This window comes from Rathayibacter rubneri (assembly GCF_023743255.1).
GTDB classification, from domain to species: domain Bacteria; phylum Actinomycetota; class Actinomycetes; order Actinomycetales; family Microbacteriaceae; genus Rathayibacter; species Rathayibacter rubneri.
On the sequence record NZ_JAMRYM010000035.1, the window covers coordinates 19,129 to 32,796 of the forward strand.

The following is a 13,668-nucleotide window of genomic DNA, read 5'->3' on the forward strand; positions in this document are numbered from 1 at the left end:
ATGTACCGAAGACGGACGACTGCCGGATAGAGCAGTACTGTCCCCTTTACCGCTGACAGCGCCCAGGGCGTGCTCAGGCTCTCGACCCGGCCCGCGGGGTCGAGGACCGTCGGCGCTGTCGACTCACTCGCGTGCCGCGCGGTAGGAGGGGCCGCGCAGCAGCCGGGTCCAGGCGTACGTCGTGTCGCCGGGCGGCGCGAAGAGCACGGGGTCGGAGCGACGGGCCGAGTCGACGGGATCGTGCGGCGCTCGGCCCAGCACCACGTCGGCCACCGGCCGCCAGGCTCCGCGGGGAGCAGCCTGCAGGAGCCGCAGGCGCCACGACTCCGACTCGAGGACCCGCGCCGCCTCGACGAGGTCGGCGGGGAGCTCCGGAGAGGAGGAGGCCTCCACGGCGAGGAGGACGGGCCCGTGCTCGCTGCGGAACGGCATCAGCGTCGAGAGGAACGCACCGGAGGCCCTGCGCCGCGGGAGCAGGAGGAAGCGGCCGACCGGGGAGCGCCCGGTCGAGGAGAACAGGAGGTGGATCTGCCGGCCCGTGGCGTCGCCGTCGTGCAGCTGCAGAGCGACTCCGAGCACGTCGGGGAGGAGTGCCGGCAGACCGGCACCGCGCGACAGCCGCGCCCGCACCTGCATCGGCCCGGTCACGCCGTCCAACCAGGCCGGACCGGACGCCTCCCGGGGATCGAGCGGCCGGATCGTGCCCGTGAGAGCCACCCCCGCGGGGTGCAGGGGCCGACGGCGCACTCGGTGGACGAGCCCCACGGCGACGCCGAGGACGGCACCCGCGACACCGGCGGCCCGCACCGCTGCCGACCGCAGCCTCTCCCTCATCGCGACCCCGCCTCCCGTCTCGACCCGTCCGTGACGCTCAGCCTCGCGGGCCGGCCGCCGGTCTCGCGAGGGGTTGCCCGCGAGGAGCGGAGGTGATGCGGCGCGCGGCGCAGCCTTCCCGTCAGCGGGCCAGCGTCTCGCTCGGATACTCCCCGAAGCGTGCGGCGTACGCGGCCGAGAAGCGGCCGAGGTGGCCGGCGGTGTCGCCGATGGCCGCGTGCCAGCGGGCGACCGCAGCGGCGTCGACGGCGCGCCGGTGGTCGAAGCGCAGCGCCCCCCGCAGGCCCTGCTCGCGGGCGATGCGGTCGACGTGGTCGCGGTTCAGGTGGACGAGCCTCTGGTCGAAGTCGGTGAAGGAGAACACGAACGGCCGGTACGCCGGAGCGAGCATCGGCACGCCGCACTGCATCGCCACGGCCTCCCGCTCGAGGTCCATGACGGCGCTGCCGCCGACGAGCCACTGCACCACGTAGTCGCCCGTTCCGGGGTTGCCGCCGAGGGTCGTGCCGCGCATCTGCGAGGCGCGGAGCGTCATCGCCTCGTCGCCCAGCGCGGCGTAGCGGAAGGAGAACGGCTCGGCGGTCGGGGCGACGCTCCAGCCCGTGCCCGAGTAGAAGCCGCCGAGGACCTCGGACGCCCGGTCGACGTCGGTCCCCTCGGCCTCGATCCGGACGTTCGTCCGCTCGTCGACGGAGGCTCCGGGGGTGGGATCAGCCGATACGGCGCTGCTTCGGGCGCTCAGGAGCGGGCGGGAACTCCGACTGAACCGACACGCGACCTCCTCCGACCAGTGCTCGACGTCCTTCCACCCCGGTTCACGGGGAGGGGGTCGAGGACTGCGCTGAGCGGACAGTCGAACCGGAAGGGGAACCGATGAGGGAGATCACCCTGTCCTCTCGAACGAGACAACACCTGGTCACGCCCCAGAACCCGGCAGATGAGGACAGACGCCATAAGCCACCTGCTCTACGGGACCCCTCCGACCCCGATCGCCCTCGACGACCGCGCTCTCGCGCATCTGCAGATCGTGATCATCGGCAGGCTGCGCCGGAGCGAGGCGTTCCTGCTCAGCCTGCCCGCCGATGTCTCGACGGGATCGGGCCGGAAGGCGCTGTGGATGCACGGCGCCGTCCCGCTGCAGTTCTCCTACTCCGACTCGCAGGCGACGACGATCGACCCCGCGTGGATCGAGCTGCTGGCCCGGGCGGCGAACAGCCCGCAGGGCCTCGCGCCCCTCGCCGAACCGGGATCGGTGCAGCCCGATCACGCGGCATGACCGCCCTCGCGCCCGAGCGGCCCTGCGGCCTCGCCCGGGACTCGGAGGACCCGCGGTGCGTCGTCGCGCTGCTCCGCGACGCCCTCCGCACGCCGGGCGGTGTCCATCCCGGGCTCGCCGCCCATCTCCTGCAGCAGCTCGGGGGGATCGACTGCGGGCAGGACGCGTGCCGGCCCGACTCCGACGCCCCCGCTCTCGCCGGATGATCCCTGCGGCGTGTCGCTCCGCTCGCCTTCTCGCATCCGGCGCCCTGTTGCGGACATGGCGGGAAGAGGACACCTCGACGGCCTCCTCCCGGCGACGGCCGGGCCTACCGTGATGCCGTGACCCGAGACGCCGACGATGCCCCCGCCCTCCCCTCCGGGCCGTCGCGCCGCCTGGTGGCCCAGTCGTTCGGATGGTCGGCACCGCTGATCGTCGCCGCCGTCAGCGCACCCGCCGCGCAGGCGAGCACACCGCCGCCGACGGCGTTCGAGGGCCTGGTCGGGACGTGGAGCACTCCCGTCCTGGACGGAGGACTCGTCGAGGCGGCGTTCACGGTCAAGAACACGGCCACCGGCACTCTGGTCGTGAACGAGATGGTCTTCACCGCGAGCGATCCCGACGCGGCGCGGCCGATCGTCGTGGGAGGGCCCCGCGACTTCCTCTGCTTCGTCGGCCCGTCATCGGCGGCCGTGGGCGGGGACGGTCGCTACGAGCCCGGCCAGAGCCTCGTCTTCACCTGCGTGCTCGGCCGGAGGAACGCCGAGGGGACCGAGGTGACGGTCGAGGCGTACGAGTCCGGCGTCCCCACCGCGTTCGCCGTCCTCGTCCTGCCGCCCGGGTTCTGATCCACCGCGTCCGGAGCCTGTCCACCCCGGCGCGACGCTCGGTCGACCGCCCGATCGCGCAGAGGAGGAGCGACCCGGCCGACCTGCAGAGGAAGGGTGGTCCGCGACGCGATGCACCCCTAGGTTGGGGGAACTCAGCTTCGCACCCACCGAACTCCCCGGAGGAACGCCATGGCCACGACACCCGCTCTGCGACGGACCGCGCTCGCGCTGGCCGCGGTCGTCTCCCTCACCGTGGCGGGTGCCGCGCCGGCGTCCGCTCTCGACGCGCGCCGCCTCCCCTCGCCCGAGCAGATCCGCGACTACCTGGGAGGCCCGGTCGTCTCGCCCTCCACCTCGGTCGGCTACGGCGGAGCGGTCTCGTCCGTCGATGCGCTGGCCAGCCGCGTCGGGCTCGAGGTGCTGAAGGCCGGCGGCAACGCCGCGGACGCCGCCGTCGCGACCGCCTCCGCACTCGGAGTGACCGAGCCGTACAGTGCCGGCATCGGCGGCGGCGGGTACTTCGTCTATTTCGATGCGGCCACCGGCGCGGTGAGCACGATCGACGGTCGCGAGACCGCGCCGGCGGGCATCACCCCGGACGCGTTCCTCGATCCCGCGACCGGCGCCCCGTACCGCTTCTCCCCCGAGCTCGTGTCGTCGGGGGTCGCGGTCGGAGTCCCCGGCACCGTCGCGACGTGGGACACCGCGGTCGACCGCTTCGGCAGCCTGCCGCTCCCGGCCGTGCTGGCGCCGTCCATCGCGCTCGCCGCGAAGGGCTTCCCGGTCGACGAGACCTTCCGGAGCCAGACGCTCGACAATCTCGAGCGGTTCCAGGAGTTCCCCGACACGGCCGAGCTGTTCCTCCCCGGTGGCGACGCTCCGCGCGTGGGCAGCACCTTCCGCAACCCGGATCTCGCGAAGACCCTCGCCGGCATCGCCCTGCACGGGCCGAGCGCGTTCTACGGGGGTCCGCTGGCCGCCGAGATCGCCGACACGGTGCAGAACCCCCGCGTCGCCGAGGGCTCCGCGCTCCCGGCTCCGGCCGGCTCGCTCACCGAAGCCGACCTCGCCGCCTACTCGGTGCTCGAGCAGGCGCCCACCCGGGTCTCCTACCGCGGGCTCGACGTCTACGGCATGGCGCCGTCCTCCTCCGGAGGCATCGCCGTCGGTGAAGCGCTCAACATCCTCGAGAACCACGACCTCGGCGCCGAGGAGACGGGCAGCGCCCTGCACCTCTACCTCGAGGCGTCGGCCCGCGCCTTCGCCGATCGGGGCGCCTACGTCGGCGACCCGGCCTTCACCGCGGTCCCGACCACCACGCTGCTCAGCCAGGAGTTCGCCGACTCGCGCGACTGCACGATCGACCCGACGACCGCGTCGGTCCGCCCGGTCGCTCCCGGCGCTCTCGACGGAACCGCATGCGCCACCGCCGCCGCCGCGCCGGAGAGCGACACCGAGAACATCTCGACCACGCACCTCTCCGTCGTCGACAAGTGGGGCAACGCCGCGTCCTACACGCTCACGATCGAGCAGACCGGCGGCTCGGGGATGACCGTCCCCGGACGCGGGTTCCTCCTCAACAACGAGCTCACGGACTTCTCCACGGTGTACGTCGCCACGGATCCGAACCGCATCGAGCCGGGCAAGCGCCCGCGGTCGTCGATGTCGCCGACGATCGTGCTCGACGACGGGAAGGTGAAGTTCGTCGTCGGCTCGCCCGGAGGGTCGACGATCATCACGACGGTGCTCCAGACGCTGGTCAACCGCATCGACCTCGGCATGACGCTGCCGGAGGCGGTGGCCGCGCCCCGCGCCTCCCAGCGCAACACCGCCTCGACCACCGCCGAGCCCGAGTTCATCGAGGCGTACGCCGACGACCTCGCGCCGTTCGGGCAGCAGCTCACGCCGTCGGGCGACTCCTTCACCTCGGCCGCGCAGATCGGCGCGGTGGCCGCCATCGAGGTCGACCCGTCGGGTCTGATGACCGCGGCCGCCGAGCCCGTGCGGCGCGGCGGCGGCGTCGGACTCGTCGTCGATCCGGCGGAGTGACACCCGGCCGCTCCCTCGCGCGGGGGCCCGCGGTGCCGGACGACCGGTGCCGCTGAGCTCCCCGCGCGCAGCACGGACGACGCGTGGACGGGTCGCAGGAGCGGCCGCGCTGCTCGCCGGTCTCGCCCTCGGGACGGCCGGCTGCACCGGGACGGCGGCGGCCGCGTCCTGCGCGATTCCGGAGGTCCAGCTGCGGGAGTCGGCCCTGCACCCCGGGGGCGTCGTCCGGCTCCGCGCCGACTTCGTCCGCGAGACGTGCGAGGACACCGGGGGCACGAGCCGCGCCGCCTCGGACGTCGAGGTCACCCTCACCCCCTCGGCCACCGGTGACGAGATCGTGCTCGGCCGTCCGGCGCCCGAGGGCGAGCGCTCCACCGTCAGCGGCTCCTTCGACCTCCCCTCCGATCTGCCCCTCGGCGCGGCCGTGCTCGCGGTCCGCACCCGGAGCGGCGACCGGATCGACGCCGAGCTGCCGATCGAGGTCACCGAGCCCCCGCCCGGCTGAGGCGGGGCCGGGCTGAGCTGCGATCACGAGGGGCGGTGGCAGCGCGACGCTCGGGCGCCGCGAGTCGTTCGGAATGCGCGTCCTTCCCTTGCCATCGTGCTTGCATTTTGCAAGCATGACCTCCATGAGCCTCTTCATCACCTGCCCGGTCGAGAGCGTCGAGCGCGCGACCGCCTTCTACACCGCCCTCGGCTGGACGCTGAACGCCGAGATGTCGGACCACAACGTGTCGTGCTTCTCGATCGCTCCGGAGCAGTACGTCATGCTCGGCAGCCGCGAGATGTACGCCGGCGTCGGCGGCACCGAGGACCTGATCGGCGGCCCCGGCACGCCCTCGAAGGTCACGGTCTCGTTCGACCTGCCCAGCCGCGAGGCGGTCGACGAGCTCGTCGAGCGCGCCGCCGCCGCGGGCGGGCGGATCGGCGACACCGACGACTACCCGTTCATGTACCAGCGCCAGTTCGACGACTTCGACGGCTACCACTACTCGCCGTTCTGGATGAAGCCGGACGTCGATCCGGCGGAGTGAGCGATCTCTCCGCGGCTCTCGAGGTCGTCGGCGCACGCTGGGCTCTGCTCATCGTCGAGCGGCTCCTGGAGGGTCCCCAGCGCTACGGCGACCTGCAGCGCGACCTCGGCGTGCCGACGAACATCCTGGCGACCCGCCTGCGCGAGCTCGAGGCAGCGGGGGTGCTGACCCGCCTGCCGCTGCGGCACAACACCCGCGCCTACGCGCTGACCGAGCACGGGCTCGCGCTGCGCGAGGCGGTCACCGCGCTCGGACAGTGGGGCGCGGACGAGAACGGAGCCTCGACATGACCGCACTCCCCGCGATCGGAGCCGCCGCCACCCGAGCGCTCGCGGACGTCGGCATCCGCACCCTCGAGGACCTCCGCGGGCGGGATCCCGCTCCGCTGGCGGCGCTGCACGGAGTCGGGCCGAAGGCGATGCGACTGCTCACCGAGGCGTGCCGGTCGTCGAGCGGGGACGTCGTCCCGTCCTACTCCGCCCGAGCCGTCGAGTACGCCGAGCTCCTCGGCTCGATGTCCGCCGTGCATCCCTCGGACGAGCGCCTCGTCTCGTCGTGGGCGCGGAGCGTGGAGGGACGCCTGCTCGACGCCGGATGCGGCCCCGGGCACTGGACGGCCCACCTCGCCGGGCTGGGGAGGGACATCAGCGGCGTCGACCGTGTGCCGGCCTTCGTCGAGCTCGCTCGACGGGCGCACCCGGAGGTGGCCTTCGCCGTCGGCGACATCGACTCCCTCGAGGCACCCGACGGCAGCCTGGGCGGGGTGCTGGCCTGGTACTCGCTGATCCACCACCACCCGAACGCCCTCCCGCGCGCGCTGGCCGAGTTCGCCCGCGTCCTCCGGCCGGGCGGGACACTCCTCGTGGGGTTCTTCACCGGCTCCGGAGTGGAGGCCTTCGACCACGCGATCACCACGGCCTACCGGTGGCCGCCGGAGGCACTCGCGGGCGAGCTGCGCACCGTCGGCTTCGAGGTCCTCCAGACGCACACCCGCACCGGGCAGGCGCCTCTCCCCCGTCACCACGGCGCGATCCTCGCGCGGCGGAGCGCCGACGACTGACCGCAGGTCGCCATCTGCGCCGCCATCACCCCGGCTCGTGGCAGCGGCGGTCGCACCCGAGTTCGAGTCCTCAGAAGTCGTCGTACTCGAGCTCGAGTACGACGACTCTTGGACACTCGCCGGTCGAGCGCACGCCGGCGCCGACCGCTCAGCCCTCGGCGCGGCGCAGGATCAGGTTCGTCATCACCTGGCTCATCACCGTGACGCGATCCTGGTTCAGCAGCTCGATCCGGGTGCGGACCACTCCGCGGTCGGGCCGGGAGGCAGAGCGACGCGCCTCGAGCACCGTGAAGCGGGCGCGCAGGACGTCGTCGGGCCGGACCGGTGCCGACCAGCGGAGCTCGTCCACGCCGGGCGAGGCGATGCTGGTCGCCTGGTTGAGGTAGGACTCGACCAGCATCCGCATCATCATCGCCGTCGTGTGCCAGCCGCTGGCGGCGAGTCCGCCGAGCGGCGTGCTCCGCGCGAGCTCCGGATCGACGTGCATGTCGTGGGGATCGAAGCGGCGGCCGAAGTCGATGATCTCCGCGCTCGTGACCCGGTACGAGCCGTGCTCGAGGACCAGGCCCGGCACGTAGTCGTCGAGGGAGCGCTCGCCGAGCGGTCGCGCGAAGGGCGACGCGTCCTCGGGAGTCGCGGCATCCGGTTCGTAAGGCACGCCCCCACCCTAGGCGCGGGGCTCCCCTGGAGCCGTCCGAAGAGCGCACCGCCGGAGGTCAACGCCCCCGGGGCGGCAGCTGCGGAGAACCGGCGCCGAGATCGCCCTGAACCTCACCGCTCCCCTGCATCTGACCGGAGAGACGCTCACCCGCTGGCCGGACCTGTCCGCGCTGGTCGTCATCACCTCCGGGTTCGCGCTCGTCTCCCCCGCGCGCGCTCCGAGCTACGGCGCCGTCGAGGCCGGCTGCACGGCTTCGACGACGGGCTCCGCCGCCGGCTCGCACCGCGCGGCACCCACGTCCTCGAGGTGCGCCCTCCCACCACCGACACCCGATGCAGGCCGGCACGCCGGGAAGGACACTGCCGCCCTCCGCGGTCGGCGGCGACCCTCCGCGCCTGGACCGTCGTCGGCCCCTGCGCTGCGGGGGGCACGCCGCTGCTGCCGACGCTGCAGCGCGTCGCCCCGTCACGGCTCGGCGACAGGGTGTCGGCGATGTGAGCGGAGCGGGGCGGCACCGACGAGGATGTGACGCATGAGCACCCCCGCCGGACCCGTCCTCGAGCACTCGTCGCCCGCCTCCGGAGCACCCGGGCTCAGGCGCTGATCGTGGGGCTCTTCTCGCGGCGGCGGCCGGCCGGCGGCGCTCAGGAGGCGGTCGCCGTGATCGCCGATCCGGTCACGGGGCGGGCTCGCGTCGGGACCGACGCCGTGCCGGTGTATCCGCTCGTCCTTGACGAGCGCGCCCGCGACGCGCTCCTCGCCCGGTTCCCGGCGAGCGCGGATCCCGTGCTCGGTGCTCACACGTCCGGCCTCACCGTGGCCTACGTCCTCGAACGGGACGCGGCATGGGAGTACGTGACGGCGGCGAGCGCCGCCCGGCTCGGACTCGCCGGGACCGCGCTCGCGGCGGAGGCGCTCGCCTGGCTGGGCCGCGTGGATCCCGTCGTCAGCGGCGGCGACGGTCGGTTCCTCCTCGAGGCGCCGCCCGGCCGCGAGGATCTCGCGGCGTCGCAGATCCTGCGCGCGGACGTGCTGCACGACCTGTTCGACGAGTTCGTCGCGGGCGACCCGGTGGTCGCGATCGGCCACCGCGCGGCGATGCACCTCTGCGGCAGCGACGACCTCGAGGCGGTCGAGGGCCTGCGGGTGCTCGCCCGGGGCCTGTACGAGTCCGGCGACGCCGCGCCGGTGAGCACCGGGCTCTACCGGCTCGGAGCGGACGGGTCGGTCGTCCCCTGGTGAGCGGGCGGCGACCGAGCCGAGTCTCGGATCCGCGACACCGCCGGTCACAGGAGCTCCGCCACCTGCAGTGACGCCCCCGGGCCGCACGGCATCGCCCCCCGTCCTCCGCGCGAGCGGGGAACGGGGGCGATGCCGAGGCGGACGGCCGGTCACCGGATCACGGCTTGCCCGGCACCTTCCTCGTGACGATCACGTCGAAGGTACTGGTCCGGGTGTTGCCGGCCGCGTCCGTCGCCGTGCACGTCACGGTCGTGGTGCCGATCGAGAAGCGGCTGCCGCTGGGCGGGGTGCAGATCAGTCGGACCGCTCCGTCCCGCGTGTCGATCGCCGACGGCGGCGTGTAGGCCACCTTCGCCCCCGACGCTCCGTTCGAGACCGCGCGCACGTCCGACATGTCGGCGATGCGGGGAGCGAGCACGTCCGCCGGGCGGGCGGGCAGCTCCGTCGGATCGACGATGCCCCAGTAGGCCGGGGTGACCTGGAGGTCGTCGTCGAACGGCAGCGGCTGCTCCCACGGGCGCGCCATCGGCCAGGTCCGCAGCCAGCTGCGGGCGTTGCTGATGCCCCAGAAGGTCACCGACTCGATCGAGGAGTCGTGCTCTCGCAGCATCGCGAACAGGTCGCGGTAGTAATAGCCCACCTCGGCCGCCGCGTCCTCGTCGTCCTCGAAGGCCGGGCTGTACGGGTCGACGGGGGCCCCGCTGACGTCGGCGCCCTGGTTCTCGGTCGACGCGTTCACGTCGAGCTCGGTGATCGCCTGGAGCAGCGTGGGATCCAGCTTCTCGACCGCCTCGATCGAGTCCTCGAGCCACTGCACCGGCCGGGCGACGTCGACGTGGGCCTGGTGGCCCACTCCGTCGATCGGCACGCCGCGGGCCTGCAGGGCCGCGATCAGCTCGACGTAGTCCGCCCGCTTCTCGGGCATCTCGGTGTTGTAGTCGTTGATGAAGAGCTCCGCGGAGGGGAAGTACTCGTCGGCGAGACGGAACGCCTCGTCGACGAAGCCCTCGCCCAGCACCTGGAACCAGCGACTGTCGCGCATGTCGTGCGGATTCGCGGTGTCGCCGTCCGCGATGACCTCGTTCACGACGTCCCACGCCCAGATCGGGCTGTCGCCGTCGGGGTAGCGGGCGTCGAGATGAGCGGCGATGCCGGCGATGTGCGCCCGCATCCGCGACTTCAGCAGCGCCTGGTCGGCGGGGCTGCTCGTCAGCGGCCGCGTGCCGTCGAGGAAGAACCAGGCCGGGGTCTGCGAGTGCCAGGCCAGCACGTGCCCGTAGACGTCGATGCCCTCGGCGTCGGCGAAGTCGAGCAGCTGGTCGAGCTGCGTGAAGGTGAACTGCCCCTCCACGGGCTGCACGCTCTCGGGCTTGCCCGCGTTCTCGGGGGTGAAGGCGTTGTAGTGCTTCCGGAGGAGGTCCGCGGCGGTGCCGACCGTCTCGCGGGCGTCGATGGCGACTCCCACGTGCTCGATCCCGGCGGCGCCCAGCACGTCCTTCAGCGCGGGCACGTCGGTCTGGATCGGCGTCTCGACGATCGGCTCGAGGACGAAGTCGTCGAGCAGGAAGCCGACGCCCACGGGGCCCTCGACGTAGATCTGCACCCGGTCGGCCGCGGCCGCGAGGGTGTACGTGCCGCTCAGGAGGACCCAGCCGTCGGCCGTGACCTGCGCGCCGGCTCCGGCGACGCCCTCGTAGGCGCTGCCGTCGCCGTTGTCGCGCTGCACCGAGATCTTCAGCCCCGCGGGCGACTGCCCCGGAGCGAGCTTCGCCCAGACCGCGACGCCGACCGCGGTACCGACGGGCATGCCCGCGGTGACGTCGATCGTCGCTCCGTGCCACGGCTGCGTGCGGTTCGTGACCAGGAGCGCTCCGGATCCGGAGTGCGCGTCGGTGCTCGTCGCGACCTGCACGCCGTCGCCACGGGCCGCCCAGCCGTCGAGGCCGTCCTCGAAGTCGGAGGAGAGCCCCGGCTGCACCGACGCGGCGGCGCCGCCCTGGGGCAGGACGAACTCCCAGCCCTCGGCCTGCTTCTCGGTGACGACGGTCGTGACCGCCTTCACCGTGTTGCTGCGGTCGCCTCCGCCGTCGTGCGCGAGGACGATCGCGCCGGGCGTGAAGGCGGCGCGGAGGTTCGCCGTCAGGGTCGCCTCGCTGAGGTCGTTGCCGTCCCAGTCCGAGATGGTCGAGCCCAGGCCCAGCGGCTGCATCCCCAGGGCCGCGGCCACGGCGCCGGTCGCGCCCCAGCTGCCGTTGGGGGCGCGGAAGTACGGGACCGCGAGCGACGGGTCGCCGACGGCGTCGCGGATGATCCGGAGAGTGGCCTTGAGGTCGGTCTCGATCTGCGCCTGCGTCCACGAGCCCATGTCGGCGTAGGAGGTGCCGTGGTTGCAGAGGGTGTGCCCCTCGGCCACGATGCGCCGGAGCAGCTCCGCTCCGCCCGGCTGCTGCACGTTCTGGCCGATCACGCAGAAGACGGCGCGGACGCCGCGGGCCTTCAGCAGATCGAGGATCGCCGTGGTCTCGCCGGGGTTGGGCCCGTCGTCGAAGGTGAGCGCCACCCGGTTCCCGGTGCCGCGCGCGGCCGTGACCGGTGTCGTGGTCGCGCCGACCGCTCCCCCGGACACGAAGGACGCGTCGGGAGTCGGCTGCCAGGTGACGGGCGCGGGAGCGGCGGTTCCGGTGATCACGATGTCGTCCAGGAGGTAGTCGTACGGCCCGGCGAGCGCGCTCGTGCCGATGTACGCGCGGAGGGTCGCCGGGTCGGCGCCGGCGGGCGCGTCGAAGGTGCCGCTCACCGTGGTCCACGCGTCGGAGGTGACGGTCGTGTTGCCCACCCAGGAGTAGCTCGGCTCGACGACGAAGCGCGCGGAGGCCGTCGTGCCGGCCGGGCCGGCCAGGCGCACCTGCGCGGACATCGTGTACGAGCCGCCGGGCTGGAGCAGGTTCGCCGGAGTCTTCACCCCGTCGTAGTCGTTCGCGCGCCCCTGCACGAGCAGGGCCTTGTCGCCGCCCTCGGGGATCACAGACAGCGTCGGGCCGCCGTTCTGCACCAGCGGATCCCACGCCCCGTCCTCGAAGTCCTCCTGCAGGAGGACGGTCGGCTCGAGCTCCGCGGCCTGGGCCGACGGCAGGACCAGCGCGCCCGCGAGGAGGCCGAAGGCGGTGGCTCCGGCGAGCAGGCCCCGCCGGTGGCGGAGGGAGGGAGCGGCGGTCAGCCGGCAGGGGGCGGCAGTGGCCGGAGCGATCCGGTCGTCGTCCCGGATGGGATCGTTCTTCATCGAACAGCACCTCTCGAAAGTTTCGACCTCAGTGTCGAAATCTGTTGGTGAGCCGACCGTAACCGGACCCCGCAAAGGGGGTCAATCATTTTCGAAACACTTTGTTGGCGTGCCCAACGAATTGGTCGGCGGTGAGCCGCGCACGCTCTCGCAGCAGCGTCAGACCCGGGCGGTGGAGCCTCGCACGACGAGCGTCGTCGCCAGGTCCATCTGGAGCTGCGTCGACCCGCCCTCGCGCAGGCGCAGGACGAGGCGGGTCGCCTCCTCCCCCATCAGCCGGAGGGGCTGATGCACCGTCGTGAGCGGCGGCGAGGTCCACTCCGCGATCGGCAGGTCGTCGTAGCCGACGAGGGAGACGTCCTCCGGCACGCGCAGACCGAGCATCCGCGCGGCCTCGAGGACGCCGAGAGCCTGCAGATCCGACCCGGCGAAGAGCGCCGTGGGAGGCGACGCCGACGACAGCAGCTCCAGCGCGTGGTCCCGCCCGCCGGGCACGTGGAAGTCGCCGAACCGCACCAGCGACTCGTCCACCGGCACGCCCGCCGACGCCATCGCCGACCGGAAGCCGTCGAGCCGCGCCCGGGAGCACATCATGTCGGCCGGGCCCGTGACGACCCCGATCCGCGTGTGCCCCTGCTCGAGAAGGTGCCGCGTCGCGAGCACGCCGCCCATCCAGTTCGCGGAGCCCACCGACGGCACGTCGGGAGCGGGATCGCCGGAGGGGTCGATGATCGCGAAGGGGATGTCGGCGGAGCGCAGCCGCCGCTTGTGCTCCTCGGGCAGGCCGGACAGCACCAGCACGACGCCGGCCGGACGTCGGCCGAGGACCCCGGTCACCCACTCCGGACCGGGCGAGCGGTGGTCGCCGCTGAGCGTGAGGACGACGCTCATGCCGCTCTCGCGGGCGACGGACTCGACGCCCTGGATGATCTGCGTCGACCAGGCGCTCTCGATCTCGTGGAAGACGAGCTCGAGGTAACTGGAGGTCGAGCGCTCGCCGCGTCGACGGTAGCTGTGCGCGTCGAGCAGAGCCGCGACCCGGGCGCGCGTCGCCGGCGCGACGTCGGAGCGGCCGTTGAGGACCTTGGAGACCGTCGAGACCGACACCCCCGCCTCCTCGGCCACGCGGGCGAGCCGGGCACGCGCGGGCGCGACGGGCACTTCCTCCACCGCGCACCTCGCACTCGTCCGGGACCGCCGGCCCGGGACGACCCGCCACCGGGCGGACCTCCGGAGAACCGGCCGCCTCGATCCTATGGAACGGTGCCGGCGGTCCCGGCGCTTGACCCTGAGAAGCCTTTTCACTAAAGTAACTTAGAAATCAAGATACATGCGCGGCGGAGTCCCGACCCGCCTCGCGCGACCGCCCGCCGGCCGCTCCCCTCGCGCGGGCGCTGCGCCAGCTCGGCATCGGCTACGG

Annotated in this window: 14 protein-coding genes; 9 read left to right on the plus strand and 5 right to left on the minus strand. The window is 73.3% G+C overall.

Annotation, left to right across the window (positions count from 1 at the left end; all coding sequences use genetic code 11):
- Positions 1–123 precede the first annotated feature (123 nt).
- Positions 124–834, minus strand: coding sequence for a hypothetical protein (locus NB037_RS09795; protein WP_251945471.1), 711 nt, complete (start codon positions 832–834; stop codon positions 124–126).
- A gap of 121 nt (positions 835–955) precedes the next feature.
- Complete coding sequence (locus NB037_RS09800; RefSeq protein WP_251945472.1) at positions 956–1,369, minus strand: AraC-like ligand-binding domain-containing protein; 414 nt, start codon at positions 1,367–1,369, stop codon at positions 956–958.
- A 402-nt stretch (positions 1,370–1,771) separates the two neighbouring features.
- Between NB037_RS09800 and NB037_RS09805 the strand changes: the two genes are divergently transcribed.
- The 8 genes from NB037_RS09805 (at position 1,772) to NB037_RS09845 (ending at position 7,065) form a co-directional block, all read left to right on the plus strand.
- The gene (locus NB037_RS09805; RefSeq protein WP_251945473.1) at positions 1,772–2,110 is read left to right on the plus strand and encodes a DUF7882 family protein; all 339 of its coding nucleotides are present in this window, start codon (positions 1,772–1,774) and stop codon (positions 2,108–2,110) included.
- The gene (locus NB037_RS09810) at positions 2,107–2,316 is read left to right on the plus strand and encodes a hypothetical protein (protein WP_251945474.1); all 210 of its coding nucleotides are present in this window, start codon (positions 2,107–2,109) and stop codon (positions 2,314–2,316) included. Before NB037_RS09805 ends, NB037_RS09810 begins: the two co-directional genes overlap by 4 nt.
- A 117-nt stretch (positions 2,317–2,433) precedes the next feature.
- Positions 2,434–2,940, plus strand: a complete 507-nt coding sequence (locus NB037_RS09815; RefSeq protein ID WP_251945475.1) for a hypothetical protein — start codon at positions 2,434–2,436, stop codon at positions 2,938–2,940.
- Positions 2,941–3,111: 171 nt separating this feature from the next.
- Positions 3,112–4,971: a gamma-glutamyltransferase gene (ggt, locus tag NB037_RS09820; protein ID WP_251945476.1), complete on the plus strand. Its 1,860-nt coding sequence runs from the start codon at positions 3,112–3,114 to the stop codon at positions 4,969–4,971.
- 46 nt (positions 4,972–5,017) lie between these two features.
- On the plus strand, positions 5,018–5,476 hold the full coding sequence (locus NB037_RS09825; protein WP_251945477.1) for a hypothetical protein: 459 nt from the start codon (positions 5,018–5,020) through the stop codon (positions 5,474–5,476).
- Between the two features lie 124 nt (positions 5,477–5,600).
- Positions 5,601–6,005, plus strand: coding sequence for a VOC family protein (locus tag NB037_RS09830; RefSeq protein ID WP_251945484.1), 405 nt, complete (start codon positions 5,601–5,603; stop codon positions 6,003–6,005).
- Positions 6,002–6,295: a winged helix-turn-helix transcriptional regulator gene (locus NB037_RS09835; RefSeq protein WP_251945478.1), complete on the plus strand. Its 294-nt coding sequence runs from the start codon at positions 6,002–6,004 to the stop codon at positions 6,293–6,295. The genes NB037_RS09830 and NB037_RS09835 overlap by 4 nt, the downstream gene beginning before the upstream one ends.
- Positions 6,292–7,065 carry a methyltransferase domain-containing protein gene (locus tag NB037_RS09845; protein WP_308202070.1) on the plus strand — a complete coding sequence of 258 codons (774 nt, stop codon included), beginning with the start codon at positions 6,292–6,294 and terminating at the stop codon, positions 7,063–7,065. The genes NB037_RS09835 and NB037_RS09845 overlap by 4 nt, the downstream gene beginning before the upstream one ends.
- Positions 7,066–7,213: 148 nt before the next feature.
- Here the strand turns inward: NB037_RS09845 and NB037_RS09850 are convergent, their stop codons facing one another.
- Entirely contained in the window at positions 7,214–7,723 is a 510-nt protein-coding gene (locus NB037_RS09850) for a MaoC family dehydratase (RefSeq protein WP_251945479.1), read from the minus strand.
- Between the two features lie 528 nt (positions 7,724–8,251).
- Here NB037_RS09850 and NB037_RS09855 point away from each other — a divergent pair.
- Entirely contained in the window at positions 8,252–8,968 is a 717-nt protein-coding gene (locus NB037_RS09855) for a DUF1444 domain-containing protein (protein WP_251945480.1), read from the plus strand.
- Positions 8,969–9,125: 157 nt separating this feature from the next.
- Here the strand turns inward: NB037_RS09855 and NB037_RS09860 are convergent, their stop codons facing one another.
- Complete coding sequence (locus tag NB037_RS09860; RefSeq protein WP_251945481.1) at positions 9,126–12,248, minus strand: endo-1,4-beta-xylanase; 3,123 nt, start codon at positions 12,246–12,248, stop codon at positions 9,126–9,128.
- Between the two features lie 159 nt (positions 12,249–12,407).
- Positions 12,408–13,418 (minus strand): LacI family DNA-binding transcriptional regulator, encoded by a 1,011-nt coding sequence (locus NB037_RS09865; RefSeq protein WP_251945482.1) that lies wholly within the window; start codon positions 13,416–13,418, stop codon positions 12,408–12,410.
- Between the last annotated feature and the right edge of the window lie 250 nt (positions 13,419–13,668).